This window comes from Pelosinus sp. UFO1, from assembly GCF_000725345.1.
In the GTDB taxonomy this organism is placed as follows: domain Bacteria; phylum Bacillota; class Negativicutes; order DSM-13327; family DSM-13327; genus Pelosinus.
This window is the reverse complement of record NZ_CP008852.1, coordinates 2955844-2980087: the sequence shown is the minus strand read 5'-3', so window position 1 is coordinate 2980087 and position 24244 is coordinate 2955844. Positions and strand designations below refer to the sequence as shown.

21 protein-coding genes are annotated in these 24244 nt (G+C 39.8%); 17 read left to right on the top strand and 4 right to left on the bottom strand.

The genetic code is table 11. From position 1 onward, the window contains the following. Positions 1 to 6 precede the first annotated feature (6 nt). The 9 genes from UFO1_RS14140 (at position 7) to nifB (ending at position 11763) form a co-directional block, all read left to right on the top strand. Positions 7 to 1029, top strand: a complete 1023-nt coding sequence (locus tag UFO1_RS14140) for an ABC transporter substrate-binding protein (protein ID WP_038671802.1) — start codon at positions 7 to 9, stop codon at positions 1027 to 1029. 200 nt (positions 1030 to 1229) lie between these two features. Next, on the top strand, positions 1230 to 2546 hold the full coding sequence (locus tag UFO1_RS14135) for a nitrogenase component 1 (RefSeq protein WP_038671800.1): 1317 nt from the start codon (positions 1230 to 1232) through the stop codon (positions 2544 to 2546). Positions 2547 to 2602: 56 nt separating this feature from the next. Further along, positions 2603 to 4069 carry a nitrogenase component 1 gene (locus UFO1_RS14130; protein ID WP_038671799.1) on the top strand — a complete coding sequence of 489 codons (1467 nt, stop codon included), beginning with the start codon at positions 2603 to 2605 and terminating at the stop codon, positions 4067 to 4069. Positions 4070 to 4196: 127 nt separating this feature from the next. After that, the gene (locus UFO1_RS14125; protein ID WP_038675215.1) at positions 4197 to 6455 is read left to right on the top strand and encodes a DMSO/selenate family reductase complex A subunit; all 2259 of its coding nucleotides are present in this window, start codon (positions 4197 to 4199) and stop codon (positions 6453 to 6455) included. A gap of 3 nt (positions 6456 to 6458) precedes the next feature. Beyond that, a complete protein-coding gene (locus UFO1_RS14120; RefSeq protein ID WP_038671797.1) occupies positions 6459 to 7037 on the top strand; it encodes a DMSO/selenate family reductase complex B subunit in 579 nt (192 codons plus the stop codon). A 279-nt stretch (positions 7038 to 7316) separates the two neighbouring features. Then, positions 7317 to 8447: a RuBisCO large subunit C-terminal-like domain-containing protein gene (locus UFO1_RS14115; RefSeq protein WP_038671795.1), complete on the top strand. Its 1131-nt coding sequence runs from the start codon at positions 7317 to 7319 to the stop codon at positions 8445 to 8447. A gap of 405 nt (positions 8448 to 8852) precedes the next feature. Then, the gene (locus UFO1_RS14110; RefSeq protein WP_038671793.1) at positions 8853 to 9290 is read left to right on the top strand and encodes a cupin domain-containing protein; all 438 of its coding nucleotides are present in this window, start codon (positions 8853 to 8855) and stop codon (positions 9288 to 9290) included. A 199-nt stretch (positions 9291 to 9489) separates the two neighbouring features. Next, the gene (gene nifH, locus UFO1_RS14105) at positions 9490 to 10365 is read left to right on the top strand and encodes a nitrogenase iron protein (RefSeq protein ID WP_038671792.1); all 876 of its coding nucleotides are present in this window, start codon (positions 9490 to 9492) and stop codon (positions 10363 to 10365) included. A 129-nt stretch (positions 10366 to 10494) separates the two neighbouring features. Beyond that, entirely contained in the window at positions 10495 to 11763 is a 1269-nt protein-coding gene (gene nifB / locus UFO1_RS14100; protein WP_038671789.1) for a nitrogenase cofactor biosynthesis protein NifB, read from the top strand. A 304-nt stretch (positions 11764 to 12067) separates the two neighbouring features. Here nifB and UFO1_RS14095 read toward each other — a convergent pair whose 3' ends face one another. From UFO1_RS14095 to UFO1_RS14075, 4 genes are all read right to left on the bottom strand, one after another. After that, positions 12068 to 12733 carry an ABC transporter ATP-binding protein gene (locus tag UFO1_RS14095; protein WP_038671787.1) on the bottom strand — a complete coding sequence of 222 codons (666 nt, stop codon included), beginning with the start codon at positions 12731 to 12733 and terminating at the stop codon, positions 12068 to 12070. Between the two features lie 13 nt (positions 12734 to 12746). Continuing rightward, positions 12747 to 13946 carry an FtsX-like permease family protein gene (locus UFO1_RS14090; RefSeq protein ID WP_038671784.1) on the bottom strand — a complete coding sequence of 400 codons (1200 nt, stop codon included), beginning with the start codon at positions 13944 to 13946 and terminating at the stop codon, positions 12747 to 12749. After that, positions 13943 to 14350, bottom strand: a complete 408-nt coding sequence (locus UFO1_RS14085; protein WP_051788942.1) for a DUF4418 family protein — start codon at positions 14348 to 14350, stop codon at positions 13943 to 13945. Before UFO1_RS14085 ends, UFO1_RS14090 begins: the two co-directional genes overlap by 4 nt. Positions 14351 to 14707: 357 nt before the next feature. Continuing rightward, on the bottom strand, positions 14708 to 14911 hold the full coding sequence (locus tag UFO1_RS14075; protein WP_038671782.1) for a hypothetical protein: 204 nt from the start codon (positions 14909 to 14911) through the stop codon (positions 14708 to 14710). Between the two features lie 596 nt (positions 14912 to 15507). Between UFO1_RS14075 and UFO1_RS14070 the strand changes: the two genes are divergently transcribed. The 8 genes from UFO1_RS14070 to UFO1_RS14035 all read left to right on the top strand — a co-directional run bounded on the left by UFO1_RS14070 (position 15508) and on the right by UFO1_RS14035 (position 24237). Further along, a complete protein-coding gene (locus UFO1_RS14070) occupies positions 15508 to 16587 on the top strand; it encodes a uroporphyrinogen decarboxylase family protein (RefSeq protein ID WP_236639200.1) in 1080 nt (359 codons plus the stop codon). 20 nt (positions 16588 to 16607) lie between these two features. Further along, positions 16608 to 17948 carry a nitrogenase component 1 gene (locus tag UFO1_RS14065; RefSeq protein ID WP_038671780.1) on the top strand — a complete coding sequence of 447 codons (1341 nt, stop codon included), beginning with the start codon at positions 16608 to 16610 and terminating at the stop codon, positions 17946 to 17948. Between the two features lie 13 nt (positions 17949 to 17961). Further along, the gene (locus tag UFO1_RS14060) at positions 17962 to 19476 is read left to right on the top strand and encodes a nitrogenase component 1 (protein ID WP_038671778.1); all 1515 of its coding nucleotides are present in this window, start codon (positions 17962 to 17964) and stop codon (positions 19474 to 19476) included. A 37-nt stretch (positions 19477 to 19513) separates the two neighbouring features. After that, positions 19514 to 20443 carry a cysteine synthase A gene (cysK, locus tag UFO1_RS14055; protein WP_038671776.1) on the top strand — a complete coding sequence of 310 codons (930 nt, stop codon included), beginning with the start codon at positions 19514 to 19516 and terminating at the stop codon, positions 20441 to 20443. Between the two features lie 121 nt (positions 20444 to 20564). Next, complete coding sequence (locus tag UFO1_RS14050) at positions 20565 to 21452, top strand: ABC transporter ATP-binding protein (protein ID WP_038671774.1); 888 nt, start codon at positions 20565 to 20567, stop codon at positions 21450 to 21452. Between the two features lie 12 nt (positions 21453 to 21464). Further along, entirely contained in the window at positions 21465 to 22181 is a 717-nt protein-coding gene (locus UFO1_RS14045; protein WP_051788940.1) for a hypothetical protein, read from the top strand. A gap of 212 nt (positions 22182 to 22393) precedes the next feature. Then, positions 22394 to 23434 (top strand): ABC transporter substrate-binding protein, encoded by a 1041-nt coding sequence (locus UFO1_RS14040; RefSeq protein WP_038671772.1) that lies wholly within the window; start codon positions 22394 to 22396, stop codon positions 23432 to 23434. Between the two features lie 17 nt (positions 23435 to 23451). Continuing rightward, positions 23452 to 24237 carry an ABC transporter permease subunit gene (locus UFO1_RS14035; protein WP_038671770.1) on the top strand — a complete coding sequence of 262 codons (786 nt, stop codon included), beginning with the start codon at positions 23452 to 23454 and terminating at the stop codon, positions 24235 to 24237. The last annotated feature ends 7 nt before the right edge of the window (positions 24238 to 24244 follow it).

The window sequence follows — 24244 nt, the reverse complement described above, 5'->3', positions numbered from 1 at the left end:
TATATTATGGCTGACAAGAAGATTGTAAAGAAAATTTTATTAGGAATCGTTGCCCTTGTCGTAGTGGGCTCAGTAGTCTATGGTGCCCAGCTTGGTAATAAACCCGCTAGCAGTGGTACAAAGGATGATGGGTTATACCCTATAAAAACCTGGTCGAAGACTGATTGCGCTTCCACGCCTTGGATTGTTGCAGATCAGAAGGGATTTTTTGCAGAAGAAGGACTTAAGGTTGTTTATACGGGGGATACGCAGCCTGCTCAACAACTCCCTTCTGTTCTTAATGGCAATAATGATGTGGGTAGTGCTCACCCGAATACTCTCACTGTAGCAATTGCTGGAGGAGCAAAAATTAAGGGTGTGGTGAAAAATGGTATTGATCCAACACCAGATCAAAATCCAAGACTACGTCATATGTTTTGGTATGTAAATCCTGCAGTTACCCCAGATGTTCATTCCTTTGCCGATTTGAACAAACTATCTGGTCAACTTAAATTTTCTACGATCACGAATAATATATGCGCAGATTTCCTCGGAAATAATATTGCAGATCATCAAGGATTTCCTAGAAATAAAATTGAGTGGGTTTCCATGCCTGATATTCAAGCAATTCAAGCATTAAAGCAAGGCCTTATAACGGTAGCAGGTGTACATCCACCATATTATAAAGGCATGGAAGAGTCGGGTGCTGTCAAAATTGCAGATAGCTTAGATGCTGGTGTTGGCGTAGCAGGTGGTTTAGGATTTTATTTCTTCACCGATGAATTTATAGATAAACATCCTGATACAATCAAAAAATTTGCGCGAGCTATTACCAAAGCTCAAAAATGGGCGAATGATAATCCGGAAGAGTCTCGAAAAATGACGGAAGACTGGATTAAAGTACCAGTTAATGCTGTACATTATTACGCTTCCGATACTAAAATAAATGAATCGGAAATTGAACCATGGATACAAGACTTGGAAAACTCAAATGTAATTCCTAAAGGAAAAATAAAGGCTTCCGACATTATAACCCATGCCTTTGAGTGAACTCCAGATTATTGGCAGATCGATCAAATGATCTATTGGTCAGTGTAGTCAACCACATATAACGCACGGTCAAAAATGGGATATAGGGATTGCTTGTTTACTAAGTAACGCTGCTCAACCCTATATCCCATTTCTGACGATTGCCTTTAAGGATATTTAGTTCAATATATATAAGAAGTTTGAGAGGAAGAGGTGGTCTAATGTCACAACATGTTGAACAAGTTAGACATGTATGCTCTCTAGGAGCATTGCAATCGGTACTAGCAATTGATCGGGCAGTCCCCATACTTCATGCAGGGCCAGGCTGCGGGCAAAAGTTGTGGGGAGCTTTAGGTTTTCAAAATGGATGCCAAGGTTCTGGTTATGTGGGGGGACATTCAGTGCCTTGCACTAATATCGGAGAAAAAGAGGTCATATTTGGTGGTGACGAGCGACTTCGAAATATCGTTAAAAATTCTCTAGAGGTGATCGATGCTGATCTTTTTGTTATTTTGACTGGTTGCACTTCAGATATTGTAGGTGATGATGTTGGCGAAGTGGCTCATCGTTTTCAGGAGCAGGGGAAGCCTGTGGTCTTTGTTGAAACAGGTGGGTTTAAAGGGACCAATTTATTCGGGCATGAATTGGTGCTTGATGCCATCATCGATCAGTATTTACAGCCTGGTGAAACAGTGGAACCAGGTCTTGTGAATATTTGGTCAGTTGTACCTTTCCATGATCCCTTTTGGGTAGGTAATCTTAAAGAATTAGGATCTCTGATTGCTGAGCTAGGACTCAAACCTAATGTTATTTTTGGACCAGGTCATGGTCTTGATGCTCTGGCGAAAGTTCCTAAGGCCCAGTTTAATCTATTAATCTCTCCATGGGTCGGTCTAAAAAATGTTAAGCATTTAGAAGAAAAATTTGGGACACCTTATTTACATTATCCCGTTTTACCCATTGGACCTACGGAGACCAATAAATTTCTCCGGAATGTGGGTAAATATGCAGGTGTCGATGAAGAAAAAATTGAGAAGGTCATCAGTAAGTATGAAGCTGACTATTATTATTACATAGAACGTTCAGCAGACGTACTTCTTGAAACAAGATTGTTACCAAGGCGTTTTATCACGATTGCCGATAGTTTCTATTCTCTGGGGATCTCCAAATTTTTAATCAACGATTTGGGATTACTACCTGAAACACAATATATAACTGATGGAGTAACAGAAGTATACCAAGCTGATATCGAAGCCGAGTTTAAAAATTTTGCAGATGGTATCACAGCGAATATTATATTTGATAATGACGGCGGGGCAGTACATGAAGATATTCGCAAAATCAAGCTTCGTGGCAGGCCATTACTCATTGGTAGCGCCTGGGAGAAGGTTTTGGCAGAAGAAATTAATGGTTACCAATTGTCAGTATCCATGCCAGTAAGTGATCGGTTGGTACTAAACCGCTCTTATGTAGGATATGGCGGTGCATTACGGTTGGTTGAAGATATTTATTCAATCGTGTTGGAAGATTTTCAATAGAAATATTTTATGAGATGTATTTTATCAATTGGATTAATGAAGGGAGGATTTTACCCATGGCGATAAATTTACAGAGTTCTGAAGCACCGACAAGAGAAAATAGACTAGGATCGATTACTGGATATCAAGGCACCATACGTGATTTAGTAGCACAAGGATCATGTGGCTCCTTGAAAAATAAAGAGCGATGTTTTAGCCAAGCCAGCGCTTGTAGCTCTGGTTGCGCTCAATTTTATCTTTCTGCAATTTTAGATGCGGCAATTGTTATCCATGGACCAGTAGGTTGTGCGGCAGATACCATTGCTGCGAATACGAATCGAAAATGGGGAGAAAAGATTAGGAATTGGAAACACACCAATGTCAATATCATTAATACCAATATGGTTGAGGAAGATACGGTGTTTGGTGCTGTGGGCAAACTGAAGGTTGCTGTGAGAGAAGCTTACAGACGGTTTAACCCCAAAGCAATTTTTGTGACGACTTCTTGCGTATCGGGCATCATTGGCGAAGATGTGAAAAGTGTATTGGATGAACTGCAGGAGGAAATACCCGTGCCTCTTGCTCCTGTTTTTTGCGAAGGTTTTCGCTCTAAGGTGTGGGCTTCTGGCTTTGACGCTGCCTTGCATGCGATCGTGACAGCAATTGTCAAACCACCACAGCAAAAAAACAACAAAGTAAATATGATTAACTTTACTGGTAGTGCACGCAAAGAGATCACTGCGACTCTGGCTCGTTTTGGATTGGAGCCAGTATTTATTGTGCCCTTTAGCACCATCGAACAGTTGTCGAAAATCTCGGAGTCTGCCGCAACAATTAGTATTTGCGGAACCTTAGGTAGTTACCTAGGCAATGCTCTTGAAGAGCAGTATGGAGTCCCTTATATTCAAACCTTGCAGCCTCATGGTATTGCTGGTATGGATAGTTGGCTGCGAGGGCTTGGAGTAGCGACTGGTAAGGAAGTTGAAGTGGAAGCCTATATTAGTGAAGAAAAAGAAAAAGTTGCTGCTGATTTGGCTGAGGTAAGAGGAAAGCTAGAGGGGTATAAAGCAGTTGTTGGTATGGGACCAAGTTTTGGTCATAATTATATTAGGACGCTGCAAGAACTCGGTGTTGAAGTGATTTGGGGATCTACTTGGCATTTTGATCCACAGCATGACAATGGCGTTAGTCCTGAGGCTTCACAATTTTTATTAAGTGCTGAAACCGACATCCCTGTCAGTGTGGCCGACCAGCAGAATTTTGAGGTTATTAATTTATTAAATCGACTTAAACCCGATTTGTATATCGGTCGTCATGGTGGCACAACGGTATGGGCAACAAAATTAGGGATACCTTCCATTATGGTTGCTGATGAATTTAGTGCCTATGGATATCAAGGATTAGTTGATTTCGGTCACAGACTTATTGATGTATTAACTAACCGCAATTTGGCGAAAAATCTGGCGCTGCATGTAAAACTTCCTTATACGAATTGGTGGTTAGAACAGGATAGCTTTACATTTTTGCAGGAGGATGTGGTCTAATGCTCGAATCTTATCTAAATGAAAAAATGTGACAGAATTTTGATATATTCCATAGTGCTTTTGAAAGGAAAAATGATAAATGCCCAAGCCTCAAATACCATTAGATAAGAAGCCTAGTTCAACAGTGATGAAAAAGACGGAGTCCGATATAAAGATTGTGCCTACCTCAGGTACGCATAATTGCGGTGGAAGATGCTTGAATAAGGCCCATGTTCGGGATGGGCGAGTCGTCCGCATAACTACGGATAATGAACATCCAGATACAGAAGAAATGCTCCAATTGCGAGGATGTATGCGGTGCCGTGGGTATCGAGACCGACTTTACCATCCCGACCGATTGAAATATCCCATGAAACGAGTAGGTAAACGAGGTGAAGGGAAATTCGAACGTATTTCCTGGGATGAAGCACTAGATAGTATTGCGAGTCATACGAAACGCATTCGTCAGCAATACGGCCCCGAAGCCATTTATTTGAATTATGGTACGGGTAATGTGGGGAGAGTAGCTGAACGTACCTGGATGGAACGTTTAATGGGTTTAGATGGAGGATTCCTTTCCTATTATGGGAGCTACAGCTCGGCATGTTCGTCAATGGCTACTCCTTTTACCTTTGGTACAACCCGGACGGGCAATAGCAGAGAAGATTGGGTTAATTCCAAGCTGATTATTTTGCTTGGTTGGAATCCTGCGGATGTAGTGTGGGGAACCAATACAGCCTATTACCTTAAATTAGCCAAAGCAGCTGGAGCAAAAATTATCAGTATTGACCCTATCTATTCGAATACAGCTGCCGCCCTTGCTGATCAGTGGATACCGATTCGCCCAACGACGGACAGTGCTCTTCTAGATGCAATGGCTTATGTAATGATTACAGAAAATATCCATGACAAAAAATTTCTTGATACATACTGCCTAGGTTTTGACGAAGAGCATATGCCACCAGGAATTCCAGTAGGTCAGTCCTATAAAAGTTATATTCTAGGTGAAAGTGAAGACAATACGCCAAAAACTCCTGCCTGGGCGGAACGGATTACAGGTATACCAGTAGAGACGATTGTTCAGCTTGCTTGGGAATATGCAACGAATCGCCCTGGTGCTTTGATACAAGGCTATGGTCCTCAGCGTCATGCTTATGGCGAGCAGGTAGTGCGTAGTGGTACCGTATTGGCGGCGTTAACCGGCAATATTGGTGTCAAAGGCGGCTGGGCATCTGGTAATGGAGGGCAATCCCGGGCTAACTTTGTAGCCTCTATTCCAGCCTCTAATCCTTGTAAAGCGCAAATATCTGTATTTAGTTGGCCCGATGCCATTAAACGCGGTAAAGGCATGGGTGCCGATCTAAGTGTCAAAGGTGTTAAACAATTATCTTCAAACATTAAACTCATTTTTAACTTAGCAGGAAATTGTTTAATTAATCAGCATGCTGATACGAATGGTACGGCTGAATTATTGGCAGATGAAAGTTTAGTTGAACTGATTGTTGTTAATGATCAATTTCTTACATCAAGTGCTAAGTTTGCCGATATTCTACTGCCAGCGGATAACATGCTAGAGCGTGACGATATTACTTTACCATGGGGATTCGGCGATTATGCTCTCTACATAAGCAAAGCCGTTGACACTGTTTTTGAATGTCGTAATGGATATGACTGGATCGCTGATTTAGCAGAGCGCTTAGGGCTTAAGGAAAAATTTACTGAAGGTAAGACACTGGAACAGTGGATGCGCTATTTAGTTGAAGAAACTGCCAAGAAAAATCCTGGTTTTCCGACCTATGAAGAATTTAAGGAAAAAGGTGTTTACCATTGGCAATATCCAGAACCAGCGATTGCTTTTAAAAAACAGATCGAAGACCCGAAAAATAATCCCTTTCCGACACCATCTGGAAAAATTGAAATCTTTTCAACCCGTTTATGGGAGATGAACCAGCCGCGAGAAATTCCAGCAGTACCGAAATACGTTACAGCATGGGAGGGACCAGAAGATCTATTGCGAGAAAAGTATCCTCTACAATGTATCGGACCTCACTCTAAACGTCGCGTACATTCTACGCTGGATAATTCAGATTGGATGGAAGAAACGGAAGTACAACAAGTGTCGATAAATACTAAGGATGCAGCGAAACGTGGTCTAAATAATGGCGATAAAGTAAAAGTTTTCAATGATCGTGGTACAATTGTGCTAACCGCAAAAATTACACCGCGCATCATGCCGGGGGTAGTATCTATACCGCAAGGCGCTTGGTGGGCACCAAATGAGCATGGGGTTGATGAGCGCGGTTGTATAAATTCTTTGACAAAGTACCATCCAACGCCATTAGCCTTTGGTAATGCCCAGCACACTAATTTAGTACAAATTAAAAAGCATGAAGCAGGAGAGGTATAATACATGGGCAAGCAACTCGCATTTTATTTTGAACAAAAACATTGTACTGGTTGTATGACCTGCCAAATTGCTTGTAAAGATAAGAATGATTTAGAGGTAGGACAACTTTTTCGTAAAGTATCGGAAGTTGTTGGTGGGGGTTATCAAGAAAAGGGTTTTGCAGTTATTCCTGAGGTTTATGCCTTTTGGCTGTCTATCAGTTGCAATCACTGTATCAATCCAGTTTGTGCTATCAGCTGTCCAGTTGGAGCAATCCAAAAGCGGATAGAGGATGGTATTGTTTATATTGACCAAGAATTGTGTATAGGTTGCCTAAAATGCACTAGAAGCTGCCCTTATAATGCACTCCAGTATAATTCTAAAACTAAAAAAATAGATAAATGTGATTTTTGCCGTGAATTATTGGCAGAAGGTAAGCCACCAGTTTGTGTTTCGGCATGTCCAATGCGGGTATTGGACTATGGTCCACTCGAAACTTTACAGGAAAGGCACGGAAAAGTTAATCAGACTAAGGGTATGCCTGAAGGAGATATTACCCAGCCAGCTTTAGTCATCACACCCCATCGTCACGCTTATAAATAAATCTAAATAGCAGTGATTTGATGATGGGCGTTATTTCTTGACAAATCTAAGGCTAGATATTGACATGATAAGCATAAAATGTTAGCATGAATTTAAATTATTGCTTTTTAGAAAAAATATAGATAATAGCTGATTAGAAAACTAAAGGCTAAGAACATTCGATGAGAATATTCTTAGCCTTTTTGCTTTTTCTAGGCCATTCACCTACTATGATGATTTAGTAAGAATTAAAGTCCCACCTGATAAAAGGATTACAATGAAGTAAGGAGTGTCTAACCTATGACTTCTGGAGAACGTTTTTCGGTAATTTATCATGTAACAGGGAATGAAAAAGAAGCATACGCTAAGGCCCAAGATATTTGCGTCGAACAGACAATTGAATATCCCTATGAACTTTTGGCACCAGGTTTTATAAAAAATGAAGTAGTGGGACGCATTGACTCCTTTGCGCCGCTTAAGAGCAACCAAGGTTACCGTGTAGTTATAAGTTATGCGATTGAACTAGCTGCAAATGAACTAACACAATTGCTAAATGTAGTATTTGGCAATATCAGCATTAAACCTGGTATTCTGGTGGATCAATTGATTTTACCAGATAGTCTGCTTAAGGTATTTAAGGGGCCGCGCTTTGGACGTGAAGGGCTGCGTCAGGTGCTTGGGGTTTTCGACCGCCCACTGCTGTTTGCAGCTATTAAACCTATGGGATTGACCTCGGTGCAACTGGCTGATATCGTTTACCGATGTGCAGTAGGCGGCATTGATATTATTAAAGACGATCACGGCCTTAGTAATCAGACCTTTGCGCCTTTCGAAGAGCGTGTTACGCTGTGTAGCGAAGCTGTTCATAAGGCCAATCGTGAAACTGGACGCAACAGTATCTACGTGCCAAATATAACTGCTCCTGCTAATGAAATCTTATCCAGATCGCAATTTGCCAAGCAGGCTGGAGTCGGCGGGTTATTGGCCTCACCTGCATTGATTGGGCTTGATACGATGCGCTGGCTGTCAGATGAAGATAGTTTGGCTTTGCCTATCATTAGCCATCCTGCTTTTCAAGGCAGTTATATAACAAGTTCTGCCTATGGATTTGGCTTTTCTCATTATGCTCTTTATGGGCAAATCAGCCGTTTGGCCGGGGCTGATGCCGTGATTTATCCGAACTTTGGCGGGCGTTTTTCTTTTAGCATTGACGAATGTCGCGCTATTGTTCGCGGTACGGAAGAAACTATGGGACACTTAAAATCGATTTTTCCTAGTCCGGGGGGTGGCATGACAATAGAGCGTATTCCAGAACTATTAGATGTATATGGTAAGGATGTCGCCTTTCTAATGGGTGGTGGGCTCTTTAAGCAAGGGCCGGATTTAGTTAAAAACTGCCGATACTTTTTGGATTTAGTAGAAAAAGTATAGTTGGATAGGAATAGATTATTGGCGATAAGAGTTTTGCGAACCACAAAGACACAATGCCGCTATTGCGTCACACAAAGGGAAACGAAAAAAACATTTATAATTAAATCCATTGTAAAAAAAACTTTGTGTTCTTTGTGTCTTTGTGGTTTAAATATTCTTATTTTAGTAAAAGAAGGTGATAGGTATGAAAGAGCATATATGGGTGAGTAGTAGAAATAAACGTTTATCCTTTGGTGGGGACTCAACTTATACATGTTGCTTATAGGGGTCAGAAAGAACTGGCCATAACTGATTTTGATCACGTTGCCGCTGGGCAGCAGCAAGAATTGTAGCAGATAATAGGTAATTGGCTGGCTAACCAGTTGCCGCGGGCCGTGCTACAACACAAGAAAGGGGAAAAGCATAATGATAGTGAAATATTCTGGAGATTACAAGTGGGAAAATGTGTCCTCTTTGGCCTATAAAGAAACTGGTACAAACTTTAAAAACATTAGTCGTCAGGTTTTATTTGATGGGCTGGGGGATCTAACTTGCCAACTTCGTTACTTTGAGGTACAGCCAGGCGGTTACTCATCATTAGAGCGACATGAACATGTTCACTTGGTTATGATCCTGCGCGGTGCTGGCCAGGTTCTTTTAGGAGATAACATTCACTCTATTGGAGAAAATGATGTAATTACGATACCGCCCAAGACATGGCATCAGTTTCAAGCAAATGGGGAATTCCCCTTGGGATTTTTATGTTTGGTTAATGTGGAGCGTGACAAGGTACAACTGCCTACTGGGGATGACCTTGCGGAATTAAGGAAAGATCCAAAAGTTGCTGCATTCATCAAGAACTAATTTATGGATATATATGTGCCAGAGGACTGAGCAAAAATGAAAAGCGATAAGGTACTTGCATCTTTAGTCAATTTTAAGTATAATATATAAAAGATTATATAGTGGTATGACTGATTGGAATAAGCCAAAGGTCAGAAAAACTTTCCCTCGGGATTGTTTTTCTGACCTTTTTTGTTTTAAAAAATGAGGAGGAATCATTGTGAGTAAAAAAATTAAACAAATTGCTATTTATGGAAAAGGGGGAATTGGTAAATCAACCACTACCTCTAATATTAGTGCAGCACTATCGACGATGGGCTATAAAGTTATGCAGTTTGGTTGTGATCCTAAAGCTGATTCTACAAATACTTTGCGAGATGGCACTTATATTCCGACAGTGCTTGATACGTTAAGAGAAAAAAATAAGGTAAATGCCCAAGATGTAATTTTTCAAGGATTTAATGGAGTGTATTGTGTAGAAGCTGGTGGGCCAGCTCCCGGAGTTGGCTGCGCTGGCAGGGGGATTATTACTGCGGTACAATTATTAAAACAATTAAAAGTGTATGAAGAATTAGATTTAGATGTAATTATTTATGATGTTTTGGGAGATGTAGTATGCGGTGGCTTTGCTGTTCCTATACGTGAAGGCATTGCTGAACATGTATTTACAGTGTCATCGGCAGACTTTATGGCGATGTATGCTGCTAATAATTTATTTAAAGGAATTCAGAAATACTCTAATTCAGGTGGTGCGTTGCTAGGTGGTTTAATTGCTAATTCCATCAATGCTTCTTATGCAAAAGATATCATCGATGATTTTGTTGCTAGAACTAAGACCCGTGTTGTGGAATATGTTCCTCGTTCAGTTACTGTAACCCAATCTGAGCTACAAGGCAAAACAACGATAGAAGCGGCACCTAATTCAGAACAGGCTAAAGTATATCAAAGTCTTGCGAAAAAAGTGATAGAAACTACAGAATCAAAAGTTCCGTCACCCTTAGAGATTAGCGAGCTAAGAGATTGGGCTGCTAAATGGGCTGATCAGTTATTGGCTATGGAAACAGGCGAGGTACGCAGTAAAGCAGAAGGAATATAATAAAGAACCATAAGCTGATCATATTAGTTGAAGGCTGCAGAAAAGTAACTATTTCTGTAGCCTTCATTTCATAAGATGACATTAGGTTCTTACCTAGGAGTACTGTTAGTACAGAAGGAGAGATGAAAAATGACTAACCCTTCCCCTAATTTGATAAGTGATCAGATCTTAGAGAAAACAAAAAAACATCCTTGTTATTCCGCTGATGCACACAATAAATATGCGCGCATCCATTTGCCAGTAGCGCCTAATTGTAATATACAGTGCAATTATTGTAATCGGAAATTTGATTGTGTCAACGAAAGTAGGCCTGGCGTAACTAGCGAGGTTTTAACACCAGATTTGGCCAAAGAAAAATTTGTTTGGGTAAAAAGAGAGATTGACCAGCTAACTGTAGTTGGTATTGCTGGCCCAGGTGATGCTTTGGCAAATTGGGAATATACTAAGGCGACAATTGAAAAAATAAAAGAAACTAACACAGATGTCACATTTTGTTTATCAACGAACGGGCTGATGTTTCCAGAATATGCAAGTGAAATTATTGCCCTAGGGGTTCATCATGTGACAGTGACCGTCAATGCACTAGATCCTGAAATCGGAGCAAAAATTTATAAATTTGTTTCTTATAAAGGGAAAATTTATGAAGGATCTGCGGCAGCAGAGTTACTTTCGAGAAATCAATTGGCAGGTATCGAATACCTAGCCCAACGTGGAGTACTAGTCAAGGTTAATATTGTGATGATAAAAGGTATCAACGACCATCATATACCTGAGGTAGTGAAGAAAGTAAAAGAACTTGGTGCCTTTATTACCAATATTATGCCGTTGATTCCTGCTCCAGGTAGTGCTTTTGAAGAATTCCCTCAAACCAGTATGAAAGATATTAATGATCTTAGGAATACTTGCCAACTCGATATTCAGCAAATGAGGCATTGTAAGCAATGCCGAGCGGATGCTATTGGACTTTTGGGGGAAGATCGTTCACAAGAATTTCGTATGTGCAACCGACAAACACCAAAGATAAGGACACCCAAGGTAGAGGAAAAACAATATAAAATTGCTGTCACATCTAAGTATGGCAAACTTGTTGATCAGCATTTTGGCCATGCTGCTGAATTTATTATTTATCAAGGTGATGGTCATGACTTTCAGGTATTAGAAAAACGAGCAGTAGAACAATATTGTCAGGGTATGGAAGAGTGTGATAATGACGAATCAAAAAGAGAGGGTACAATTCTATCTGTACAAGATTGCGATGCTGTTTTAACAATGCGTATTGGGTATCATGCAAAACTACAATTAGGGGCAAAAGGAATTTACAGTGTAGAGTACTGTGATACTGTAGAGAATGGTTTATCTTACACAGTGAATCAATTGACAAATAAGGTGTTATTATGAGACCTAATATTGAGGAGGTAGTAATTTTATTTTTTCAGAGTTTATTAATCAGCGCGACGATTACAATAGTATCCTGGGTAAGTATATAGTGAAATTGAATTTATTCTACGTTGATTAAGATGGAGCAACTGTTATTCAGAAAAAAAGCAAAGGTTGAAAAGCGTTAATTAGCGCTCTTTAACCTTTGCTTTTTGCGGAATCAGAAAGTATAACACTTTCTTGATTCCAAGTAAGAACGACTAAGGCTTCTGCCTGCGTCCGAGGACTTGGCACAAGCCAAGTCTTTTCTTATAAGTATGTACTCTTAGTGTTGAACTCGGTTTAGTTGTCCGTTCTGTAGACTGAGGACTTCATCAGCCCGGGCTGCCAAAGCAGGGTCATGGGTAATGATTACGACACTGGTTCCAGTATTGCGTGCTTGTAACAAACAATCGGCAACACTTTTGGCCAAGGCTGGGTCTAAGTCGTTGGTTGGTTCATCAGCCAATAAGATGGGGGGATTCAATAATAAGGCTCTGGCAAGGGAAATGCGACGCAATTGCCCTAGACTAAGTTGCTCAGGTTTGTGATGTAAACGATGTTCCATGTTAAAGTGGGTTAATAATTCCAGTGCTCTGTTTTTTAAATTGCTATCTTTTTGGGTTAGCCAGGCAGGTATCATTACATTTTCAAGAGTTGTGAGGGAGTTGATCAAACGGGCCCTTTGAAAAACAAAACCAAAATATTTACCTCGCATTTTGCCTTGTTCTTGTTTAGTTAAAGAACCCACATCAATATTATCAACTAGTCTCCTACCTGACGTAGTGTTTTGCAGCAATCCCATGACTGATAAAAGGGTAGTTTTTCCACCACCCGAATCGCCAACAATGGCTAACGCTGTACCTTTTTTTACAGAGAGAGATAAGTTTGAGAAAATGATATCCTCGCCATAACTTTTACTAATATTTTGTAGTTCAATTAAGTTGCTCATTTTTCCCTCCACATTAATTAAATTCACCATGTGTCATGACGGTACTTGGGTCGACTTGACTACCCCGGTAAGCAGGTAGCCAAGCGGCCAGAGCTCCTAGGGCAGAAAAAATTCCTATTAATAAGAGAGAGGCAATAGCGAAGAAGTGCCAAGCTGGCTCAACAAAAGGAAAGGATTGGTAGGACTGGAGTAGTACTAAACTTAGCTTATATAACCCACCACCTAAAATAAGACCAGCTAACGATCCCGCAAAAGCGATGATTACTGCTTCTCCCACGATAATAGAAGATATCTCTTGACTAGAAGCCCCAAGTGCTAGGTAAAGTCCCCATTCTGCTTGCCTATCAACAGTTAAAGTATAAAAACGTGAAAAGAGTTGAAATAAAGAAAGCAAGACCACCAGTAAGCCAATGCCCCCTAGTAAACCAATGAGAACTGTAAACTGGTCATTGATACGTTTCTTAACATCTGCTGCCACAATGGTTTGCACATAATCAACTTGTTGAATCTTTGTCACGATATCCATGATATTAGCTGATTCATCGACTTGCACTAACACTGTGGAAATAAGTTCAGCAGGCGGTCCTTGTTTTTCCCATATTGATTTTAGTGCAGGAGTTTTATTAACAACACGGCGTGCTTCAGCCATACTGACAAAGAGTGAATAATCTAGAGTTGTTCCAGTTTCTTCTGCGACAGTTACAATATCATACCAAGTCCCAAGGATCATAATTTTATTTTGCGTCCAAGTAGGTACTTTCGCTCCGAGAATGACCTCATTGTCTTTGAGATCTGTTTTTTGTAGTTTTTTTAGCCATGGCCCGACGATCCAGTCACTGGTTGGATCATAGCCAATCATACGGTTATTCGTTCCAATGTCATGGCAGTCTGCTGTTAAACTATGGGTGAAGAATTGAGGGGTTGCTTTGTGAACTCCAGGAATAGAACGAATGGCGTCAACGTTTTTTTGGGACATGTAGGTATTGGCCGCTGCTCCACCAAATAATACGAGGCTAGGTTCTATGGTTGCGCCGCCAGGTATAATGACAATATCAGCTCCCATACGTTGTTTTGAAATATCCATACCAAAAGACACTCCGTTATAAAGAGCCCAAACGCATAAAATAATGGCAACCCCGGTAGCGATGGAAAATAGGATAGCAAAGCTTTGCAGTTTACGATGCAAGAGATTTTTCCAAATTAGAAAGGTCATATAACCTCCTCCGATTGTGTTTTATGGGTTAATAAAAGGAGCACGAGGCCTATTATAGCAAGTATACTACCGCCGATTGTCGTAAAAAAGGTGGTCTTTAAGCAAGCACCATTTTCGCAGATGCCGATAGCCCATGGCTGGGGTAGGATGATAACGATAATTCCAAGTAAGAAGACAACAAAGCTATTAAGTAATCGGGCCTCAGTAGTGCGTAGCACTAACAGACTGGCAGAAAGTATTATAGCAAGTAATGTAATGATAAATTCAGCCTGGTATGTATAATGGCATTGCATAGGATTGCCATCACCTGTATGTCCTGTGCAAATTGGTACATATTTAGGTAAAAGTAACAGTGAAATGCTAATAAAAAGAGCAATCCATGATAATATTTTATAACGATTCATGATGGTTAACTCCTTTTCTGTATAATATCTATATTCTTAAGACGCAAAGCAGTCGCCGAGGCGGTAGTTGTCTTATTGGCTACGGCTTCACTCTGAAGTAGTGAAGATTGCCCGTGTTTATGGAGTGCATTAGGATCAATTTGTCTCAAAGGAACCCTATTAAGTCCATTGTACAAAATGACAATTCCCAAGGAAAATATAAAAAAAGACAGGACTAGAAATCGATTAAGTGTCATTGTTTATCATCCTTTTATAGTTATTTTACGGAATCAGAAAGTATAACACTTTCTTGATTCCAAGTCCTCGGACGAAGGCTTCTGCCTGCGTCCGAGGACTTGGCACAAGCCAAGTCTTTTCTTAATTATCTTCGTTTTCTTTGTTATCTTTATCGCAACACTTATCTTTTTTATGTGTTATATCAGTCTTATCAGAATTACTCTTATTCTGAATCGTTTCTGTTTCTTGACTTATGCATTCTTTCTCATTATGAGCTGCTGAAACCAGTCCAGCCGATAAGAGTGAAAGTAACAAGACTCCGAATATCAATAGTCTTCTAACCAATGATGCCACCTCCCTAAAATGAATTAAAACGAAAAAGCCGAGTTTATCCCGTAGGATAGACTCGGCCTTTAGTTTTTTCTAACCAGCCAGTACTGATTTAGTTGTGTAAGCGCACACTTATTTTAGTATTTGATAAAGATGATAGCATTTAGAGTTGGAATTGTAAATATATTTTTAGCAAAATGATAGATTTATAAGGGCAGTGAATTTAAGCAATCAGTTTGTAACAGTTTTATATTTACAACTTATAATTTTATTTTTTAATTAGGGTGAGAAAGTGTATTGACAAATTAGTAAAATGAATTATACTAAAGAAAAAGTGCAGTGTTTATAACATATTTTTTGGGCTGATCAGAAAAACTGAAGGCTAAAGTAGTGTCCTTTTGGATATACTTTAGCCTTTTTTATTTAGTTATACAGTATCTGGCAGGTATTCAATACTTGAGGACTGTAAAAATGGCTATCGACAAATCCATAATAAATTTGACTGATCAGTAATACGTACTGAAGGCAAAGACGGATCCTAATAGAAGGATCAATCTTTGCCTTTTTTGTTTATTAAATGATAAATATTGCCGGAAAGTGAGGGAAAGAGTGTGGGCACTAGAGTTTTCCGTGATGAAATGAAGCCCAAAGAACGAATGGAAGCTGTGTTAACCGGAAAACCTTTTGATCGGGTACCATGTAGTATTCAAGTGAGCAACCAAGCGGGCAAGTTGGCTGGAATTAATCACTGGCAATGCTATTATTCAGCAGAACATACGGCGCAAACTCAATTTGAAGCCTACCGAATATTTGGTGTGGAGTCTGTGGGAACTGGCCCTGGTTTACCTGGTATTGCAGAAGCGGTAGGGTCTACGGTTTTTTATCCCAAAGAGGAGAATACGCCATATATTACAGATTTTGTTCTCAAGGAGTATGGCGATTTTGAAAGACTAGAAATTCCTGATCCTTGGAGCAAAGGTCGTCTTCCCATACATTTAAAGGCTTTAGAACTCATGGTTGAGGGGATAGGCGATGATGTTCCTGTGGTTAGCAATCTTGCAGGACCTTTTACTACAGCGGCTAACATTCGAGGAACAGACCAATTTCTTCGTGATCTTTATCATAATCCTGAATTTGTTCATCGGTTGCTAAAATTTGCTGTAGACAGCACTCTCGCTTATGTAAGAGAAGCTGCAAAATTAGGAGTTAGATTTAGTGTTGCTGATCCTACTGCGTCGGCGACTCTAATAGGACCTAAACAGTTTGATGAATTCGCATTTCCCTATTTACGCGGCTTGATTCAATCTATTAAAGAGTTAAGCGGGAGTGCCCCGACCCTGCACATTTGTGGCAATACAAGAAAAATCTGGAAGTCAATGGCTGATACTGGGGCGGGAATTCTTAGTTTAGATGATACCATCGATTTGGCAGTTGCCAAACAAGAAGTTGGTCACCGGGTAGCCCTGTTAGGCAATGTCAAACCTACAGCGACAATGTATCTAGGAACACCTGATGATGTCATCCGTGATGCTAAAGGGTGCCTGTGTAAGGCATATGACAATCCTAAAGGCTACATTTTAGCTCTAGGTTGTGGTCTTCCTATGTGCGCTCCTGTTGAAAATATTCACGCTATGTTTCAAGTCGCTAGAGAGTTTGGGCGATATCCATTTGATCCTGAGAAATTCAATTAATAGTACACGGAGGAAGATATATGAGCAAATTTATAGAGCGGCCACGCTATTTGTGCACTCTTGGGGGCGCAATAGCAACTTTGAAAGTCTTGCCAAGAGTAATACCTATTATCCATGCTGCAGCTGGGTGCGGTGGTAATATTGCCAATGCCTTGCATGGTGCATCTGGCTATTTGGGCAGTGGCTATTGTGCTGGATTGGCATTGCCAAGTTCTAATATCTATGAAAAAGATATTGTATTTGGTGGTGAAGAGCGATTAACGGAACAAATTGCTACCACACTTGAAGTTGTTGATGGTGACTTATATTTTGTAGTTACTGGATGTATGGTAGATATTATTGGTGATGATGCAGTGGCGGTAGCAAATCGGTTTCACCAAGAGGGCAAGCCAGTTTTGGGAGCGGAGACAGGTGGATTTAAAGGCAATTCGTATAAAGGGTACGATATTGTTCTAAGTAAACTATTCACTGACTTTGTTGAAAAGAATCCAGTGAAGAAAAAGAATGTTGTTAATTTATTTGGCCTTGTCCCTATTCAGGATGTATTTTGGAAAGGGAATTTGAATATATTGAAAGCGCTTCTTGAAAAAATTGGTTATGAGGTTAATACCTTTTTTGGCGAAGGAGAAACACTAGATAATCTTAAATATGCTGGTGCTGCTAGTTTGAATATCGTTGTATCGGATGTATACGGGATTGAACCTGCCAAAATATTCGAAGAAATCCATGGAGTGCCTTATGTGATTGCACCCTTACCTATCGGCGCAGCTGGAACTGAAAGATTCTTGCGTACAGTAGGCGAAGCCTTAGGAACGAAAGAGACTATCATTGAGAAGGTTATAACAGAGGAAAAGGCTCGTTATTATAGCTATATAGAACGATTGGCTGATGTTTATAATGATTTGGATTTCCAACGGTACAGTGTAGTTGTGGCTGATGTCAATTATGCTCCGGCAATTGCTAGATTTTTGGCTGATGATTTGGGATGGTTACCAGAGCTCGTGATGATTACCGATGTTCTTACGGATGAAGAGAAGCAGCTGGTCGAAACAAGATTTCAAGACTTTACTTCTGGTATTCGTCCTAAACTTGTATTTGATACCGATACGTCAAATGTGAGCAAGCATTTTAATGCTTCGTGGCAGAAAAATAATAATGATCGATATTTCGATAGCTTTAGCCCGGCATTTGTTTTGGGAAGTAGTTTAGATAGGGATTTTGCTACATCTATAGGGGCACCACATTTAGGTGTATCCTATCCACTATCCAATAGGGTTGTACTCGACAGAGCCTATGTGGGTTATCGTGGGGCATTAAGTTTAGTGGAAGATATTTTTGGATTATTAGTAGGAAGCAGATAGGAGAGAGGATGAAATGGATTATATAAAAGATAAAGCACCTCCAGTACGTGAAGATCGTTTAAGAGCCTGTAATGCATATGGCGGATCATGCAACAACTTGGTGGACCAATCAAAAAAGGGATGCCTTAATGGGATTAAGAGGACATTTTCCCAAACACAAGGTTGCCAGTTAAATTTAAGTTTGGCTATATTGAATACGATTCGTGATGCAGTGGTTATTGTACATGGTCCTCTTGGTTGCGGTGGAGCTAATTTATCGGTTGCTGGAATTAATAAGAACTTTCAACAATTGCGTGACAGTAATGCACGAGGATTGTTATGGGTTAATACTAATATGGGTGAATCAGAAGTAATCAACGGTGGTGAAAATAATTTACGAGATGCCATTTTGTATGCTGAAAAAGAATTCCGTCCAAGTGCTATTATTATTGTAAATAGCTGCGTACCAGCCATTATCGGCGATGACATTGATAGCGTTGTTGAAGGAGTGCAAGGCGAAATTCAAGCTAAAATAGTACCTGTACATTGCGAAGGCTTCAAAACGAAAATTATGGCGAGTGCTTATGATGCAGTTTATCATGGAATCTTAAGGAATTTGATACCAGATTTGGATGCAGAGGTGAAATCTAAGCAAGATAATAAAAATCAACTTGAAGAATTACAGGAAAAATATCGTATTAGTCGGACAGTAAATGTGCTCAATGTTTCCTCTATGAGCCGTATTGACGAGTATGAATTGGTGAGATTACTCAAGGCTCTGGAGCTCAAATTAAACATCTTGCCTTGTTATGCCCATCCTGAGGATTTTCTCAAGGCCACTGAGGCGTCATTAAATGTGAGTATTTGTGCCACTCATGATGATTATTTCGTGGAACATTTAAAAACAAAGTATAATATTCCCTACGTCCTTCGCACGATTCCAATTGGTGTAAAATATACAAATCGTTGGATTTTGGATATTGCTAAATTCTTTGGTATTGAAGAAGCGGCAGAGCGGTTTATTGCTCAAGAGACCAAACTTCTAGAAGAAGCATTGGTACCTTATCGAGAACTGTTTAAAGGGAAAAGGGTAATGATTGGCGGTGGTGAAATTCGTGTAGTTGCCAATGCCGAACTTCTTACCTACCTTGGACTCGAAGTTGTAGGAATGCGCGCTTATCATTATGATCAGTTTGCTGATGAAATGCTAGACGAAGTTAGAGAGGGTGATAGAGTTCCTTTCAATGTAGCGACTGGGCAGCCTTTTGAACAAGCAAATTTAATTGCTAATTTGAAACCTGACTTATATGTGGGCCATGTTGGTGGCAATGGCTGGGCAGGTAAACAAGGGATTCCTGTTTTACCAATATTTCACCAAAGTAATATTTTCTTAGGTTATACAGGTGTCTTTGAATTTGCTCGGCGCTTAGCAAGGGTTTTGAAAAATCCTTCTTTTAATCGCAATTTAGGTGAAAATACTAAACTTCCCTACTTTAAAAACTGGTATGAAAAGGATGCTTTTTCTTATATTGATGAGGGAAATGGTTAGTGTAAAGCATAAGTAAAAAATAAGAGGAGTGAATGGTATGTCAAAAATTTCTAATAATATTACAGAATTAATCGGTGGTACACCACTACTTAGAATTAACAAAGTCTCCCAAGGATCGAAAGCTGACGTTGTCGTTAAATTAGAATCTTTTAATCCTGGTGGCAGTATAAAAGATCGTATTGGTTTTAGTATGATTAAAGATGCTGAAGAAAAAGGACTTATTAAAGAAGATACGGTCATTATTGAGCCGACGAGTGGTAATACCGGAATTGCCCTGGCTTTCATCGCTGCAGCTAAAGGTTATCGATTGATATTAACAATGCCTGACACTATGAGTATTGAACGGCGTAACTTATTGAAAGCATATGGGGCAGAATTAGTATTGAGCCCAGGTAGTGAAGGAATGAAGGGAGCAATACGTAAAGCGGAAGAATTAGCAGCGCAAACTCCAAATTCTTTTATTCCACAGCAATTTAACAATCCAGCCAATCCAGAGATTCATCGGGCAATTACTGCCGAAGAAATATGGAAAGATACTGATGGTAAAGTCGATATTATCATCGGTGGTGTAGGTACTGGTGGTACCATTACGGGTGTTGGTGAAGTACTTAAAAAACGTAAACCGACGATTCAGGTAGTTGCTGTAGAGCCTTTTGATTCCCCTGTTCTTTCTGGAGGTCAGCCAGGACCGCATAAAATTCAAGGGATTGGAGCAGGATTTGTTCCTAAAGTATTAAACCTTCCCATTGTTGATGAAATTTATAAAGTCAAGAATGATGAAGCTTTAGATACTGCTAGGCTTCTTGCAAAAGAAGAAGGTATATTAGTGGGAATTTCTTCTGGGGCTGCAACATTTGCGGCTCTCCAAATTGCTAAACGTAAAGAAAATGAGGGGAAATTAATTGTGACGATATTGCCGGATACAGGGGAAAGGTATCTTAGTACTGTGCTTTTTCAAGAAAGCTAATTTTTCAAAACAAAGTTATTAGAATTAGAACGAATAACTTGTCTGACTAGGAAACTAGAGGTCAAGTTCCCTTAAGGAGGGGACTTGACCTTTTAAAATTATCTTTAAGGAGCTGAGGTATATGTCGAGAGAGGGAGAGGTGCCTGCGGTCCAGGTTGAGGAAAAAACGGCAAAAATTGTAGCCCGTAATATCAATCGTATATATCAAATCAAAAGAAAATCTGATGATAAACCTACAGAATTTCAGGCTATTAAACAATTAGATCTCACTGTAAAGAAAGGTGAGTTTTTAGCAATTGTTGGACCAAGTGGTTGTGGAAAATCAACTTTTTTAGATATGATTGCTGGACTTGCAAAGCCGAGTTCGGGAGAAATATTTATTGACAATAAGCTTATTACTGGGCCAGCGTTAGATAGAGGAATTGTATTACAAGGGTATGCACTTTTTCCCTGGCGGACAGTGCGGAAGAATGTTGAATTTGGTCTAGCGGTAAAGAAAGTTCCCCAAAAGCAAAGAGCAGAAATTAGTCAGAAGTATATTGAATTGGTTGGATTACACAATTTTGAAGATCGGTATCCCCATGAACTCTCTGGAGGGATGAAACAACGCGTGGCCATTGCTAGAGCCTTGGCTTATGATCCTGAGGTTTTATTGATGGATGAACCTTTTGCGGCCGTCGATGCCCAGACTCGAGAAGTTTTGCAGGAAGAACTGTTGCGTATTTGGGAAAAAACCAAAAAAACAATTATATTTGTTACTCATGGTATTGATGAAGCAGTATTTTTAGCAGATCGGGTGGCGGTCATGTCTACCAATCCTGGAAGTATCAAGGAAATTGTTAGCATTAATCTACCGCGCCCCCGGGATGGTATTCGTTCATCTGCTGACTTTGGGTGGGTACGGCATAAGATTTGGGAGCTTCTGCAAAACCAACCAGCTGTTCTGGCTGAAAAACAACTTTCAGATCAAAATATAGCGGAAGCCATATCGACGTCGGCAGCGTTATAGGAGAGATAGCTTATGAGTGCCAATAAAAATAATCTTCCTCGTATTATTGCTTTGCCTCCTTTGTTTAAGGGGAAACAATTACGAGGAAACAAACATTCGGTAGATGTGAGAGCAGAGCTAATCGTCGAAATTGATGCTTTAGAAGTTTTGATGAAAATTATTCCAAGGCAAAAGATTGCAGTGGCTGTTGCAAATCAAGGAATGAGTAACCTAGTTGAAATGCTCAAAGTGTTAATTGCTAGACTGCGATCAGTGGGAGCAGAACCTTTTATCGTACCGGCAATTAGTGGTGGTCAGCGGCTTTCGGCTGATGAACAAAGGCATGCTTTAGAAGCTATAGGAATTACAGAAAGGGCTATAGGTGCTCCTATCTATGTAACAATGGAAACTATCCTCATTGGTGAGACTCCTCAGGGAATACCCGTATTTATTGATCGCTATGCCTATGAAGCTGATGGTATCATAGTCGTGAATCGGAGGAAATTACATGGGGGTTTTTCTAATGATTATAAGAGTGGATTAATGAGAATGATAACAATCGGTTTGGGTAAACAAAGTAGTGTTTCAATGTGTCGTTCCTACGGATCGACCCAGATAACGGAAAATATTGCCGAAGTTGCAAAATTTATCGTTAAGGCAACAAATTTTTTGTTCGGTGTTGCTGTCAGTGAAAATCCCTATCAGGAGACGACAAATATTAAGCTTGTAACAAGTCAAGGATTGTCTTGAAGGGGGAAAATATATTCATTGTTAAAGCGGTTGAATGGATACAGTTTTTACTATAGTGATGGGGGTAGTCCCAAGCTAATATTGTGCTTACGATAACTTAATCATGAATTTATCTTAGTTGATCAGATAACTGAAGACTGAGGGTGTATTTCTATACATCTTTAGTCTTTTTCTATTTGTTTAAAAAATAATTAAAAATGGAGGGTATCAATATGAAAATAATAAAAAGTATGTTGCTTCTATTCTCCGTTCTAGTAGCATTAGCAGGTTGTGGAACCAATTCAGCTACAAGTGATGCTGATAGCAAGAGAAATGTAGCTACTTCTTCCGTTGATTTGAGTAAAGTTACAATTAGAATGGGAGAGACTGGCTGGGCAAGATCTCAAGAAGGTCTCAAGGCAGCAGGTCTTCAAAATACACCTTATAAGGTAGAATATAGTGTCTTTCAAGGAGGGAATATGCAACTAGAAGCCATGGCAGCGAATCATTTGGATCTGGCAACTAGTAGTGAAATTCCACCAATCTTTGCTTCACAATCAGGTAATGGAGGTAATTTTAAGGTCATCGGATTCTATGAAGGAACTACATTAAATCAAGAATTAGTTGTTCCTAAAGGGTCAAATATTAAAGCAATGGCTGATTTAAAAGGGAAAAAGGTTGCTTATGTAAAAGCGACCACTTCTCAATATTTCCTATTGAAAATGCTGAAACAAGCAGGAATGACTTGGGATGATATCATTCCGGTCCAAATGTCAACTTCGGATGGATTGATTGCCTTAGTTGGGGGTAAAGTGGATGCGTTAGCAGGGTACGGAAATGCGATCATTACAGCACATCAGCAAGGTGCTACTGTTTTGGTTAGTGCTAAAGATATCCTTTCCGGAAACTTTATGATTGAGGCGACGCCAGATGCCATCAATGATCCGGCAAAACATGCTGCAATTGTTGATTATCTGTCAAGATTAGACAAATCTTATGAATGGGCTGCTGCCAATCCTGAAAAATGGGCAGAGATTATTGCAGTGAATACCCATGAGCCTTTTGAACAATCACTGATTACATTCAAAGAAGGAAATGCACAACGTCCTAATAAGGTGAAACCAACTTCTATGCAGGCCATTGCTTCAGAACAAGATGTTGCCGATGTATTTTTAGGAGCTGGGGTATTGAAAAATAAAATCGATGTCAGTTCCTTCTGGAGTAATGCATTTGATGAAGAAATAAAAAAATTACTAGAGAATAAAGGAAAATAAAAGTAGGGAGATTTCAAATGGGAAGAAACAATAGAAAAAATTGGATCAATCAATTCATTCCTTGGTTGATTCCTATTTTTGTGGTCATTGGTTGGCAAGTATTAACGGGCGATGGTGTCATATCCTCCAAAATACTGCCACAGCCGTTAAAAATAGTAGATACATTTATTAAGATGATAAAAACGGGAGAATTGATTGGTTATGTTATAACAAGTACACAAAGGGCATTGAGTGGTTTTATTATTGGGGGAGGGATTGGTTTGCTATTGGGATTACTCAATGGGCTATCCCCTAGTGCGGAAAAGTTAATCGATTCCTCAGTGCAAATGATACGAAATATTCCTCATCTTGCTTTAATTCCATTGCTGATTTTATGGTTTGGCATTGGCGAAGAAGTCAAATTAGTACTTGTTTCTTTAGGCGTATTTTTCCCTATTTATTTAAATACCTTCCATGGAATTCGCTCCATCGATCCTGGGCTCATCGAAATGGGAAAAGTATATGGATTAAAAGGATTTTCTTTATTTTGGGAAATTATTTTACCAGGATCCCTGGCCTCAATTTTAGTAGGTGTACGTTATGCTCTAGGCATCATGTGGCTTACACTCATTGTTGCAGAGACAGTGGCTGCCAATTCTGGAATTGGATATATGGCAATGAATGCCAGAGAATTTATGCTAATGGATGTAATTATATTAAGTATTATTATCTATGCGTTACTTGGTAAAAGCTCTGATATAATCGCTAAAAAAATGGAGCAAAGATGGTTAGAATGGCGCAACATTAAAAATAGCGGGTGGTGAAATCTTG

Bases quoted from the DNA above. Each gene is read 5' to 3' on its own strand.
- UFO1_RS14140 (WP_038671802.1), top strand. From the start codon at position 7: ATGGCTGACAAGAAGATTGTAAAGAAAATTTTATTAGGAATCGTTGCC.
- UFO1_RS14135 (WP_038671800.1), top strand. From the start codon at position 1,230: ATGTCACAACATGTTGAACAAGTTAGACATGTATGCTCTCTAGGAGCA.
- UFO1_RS14130 (WP_038671799.1), top strand. From the start codon at position 2,603: ATGGCGATAAATTTACAGAGTTCTGAAGCACCGACAAGAGAAAATAGA.
- UFO1_RS14125 (WP_038675215.1), top strand. From the start codon at position 4,197: ATGAAAAAGACGGAGTCCGATATAAAGATTGTGCCTACCTCAGGTACG.
- UFO1_RS14120 (WP_038671797.1), top strand. From the start codon at position 6,459: ATGGGCAAGCAACTCGCATTTTATTTTGAACAAAAACATTGTACTGGT.
- UFO1_RS14115 (WP_038671795.1), top strand. From the start codon at position 7,317: ATGACTTCTGGAGAACGTTTTTCGGTAATTTATCATGTAACAGGGAAT.
- UFO1_RS14110 (WP_038671793.1), top strand. From the start codon at position 8,853: ATGATAGTGAAATATTCTGGAGATTACAAGTGGGAAAATGTGTCCTCT.
- nifB (WP_038671789.1), top strand. From the start codon at position 10,495: ATGACTAACCCTTCCCCTAATTTGATAAGTGATCAGATCTTAGAGAAA.
- UFO1_RS14095 (WP_038671787.1), bottom strand. From the start codon at position 12,733: ATGAGCAACTTAATTGAACTACAAAATATTAGTAAAAGTTATGGCGAG.
- UFO1_RS14090 (WP_038671784.1), bottom strand. From the start codon at position 13,946: ATGACCTTTCTAATTTGGAAAAATCTCTTGCATCGTAAACTGCAAAGC.
- UFO1_RS14085 (WP_051788942.1), bottom strand. From the start codon at position 14,350: ATGAATCGTTATAAAATATTATCATGGATTGCTCTTTTTATTAGCATT.
- UFO1_RS14065 (WP_038671780.1), top strand. From the start codon at position 16,608: ATGAGCAAATTTATAGAGCGGCCACGCTATTTGTGCACTCTTGGGGGC.
- UFO1_RS14060 (WP_038671778.1), top strand. From the start codon at position 17,962: ATGGATTATATAAAAGATAAAGCACCTCCAGTACGTGAAGATCGTTTA.
- cysK (WP_038671776.1), top strand. From the start codon at position 19,514: ATGTCAAAAATTTCTAATAATATTACAGAATTAATCGGTGGTACACCA.
- UFO1_RS14050 (WP_038671774.1), top strand. From the start codon at position 20,565: ATGTCGAGAGAGGGAGAGGTGCCTGCGGTCCAGGTTGAGGAAAAAACG.
- UFO1_RS14045 (WP_051788940.1), top strand. From the start codon at position 21,465: ATGAGTGCCAATAAAAATAATCTTCCTCGTATTATTGCTTTGCCTCCT.
- UFO1_RS14040 (WP_038671772.1), top strand. From the start codon at position 22,394: ATGAAAATAATAAAAAGTATGTTGCTTCTATTCTCCGTTCTAGTAGCA.
- UFO1_RS14035 (WP_038671770.1), top strand. From the start codon at position 23,452: ATGGGAAGAAACAATAGAAAAAATTGGATCAATCAATTCATTCCTTGG.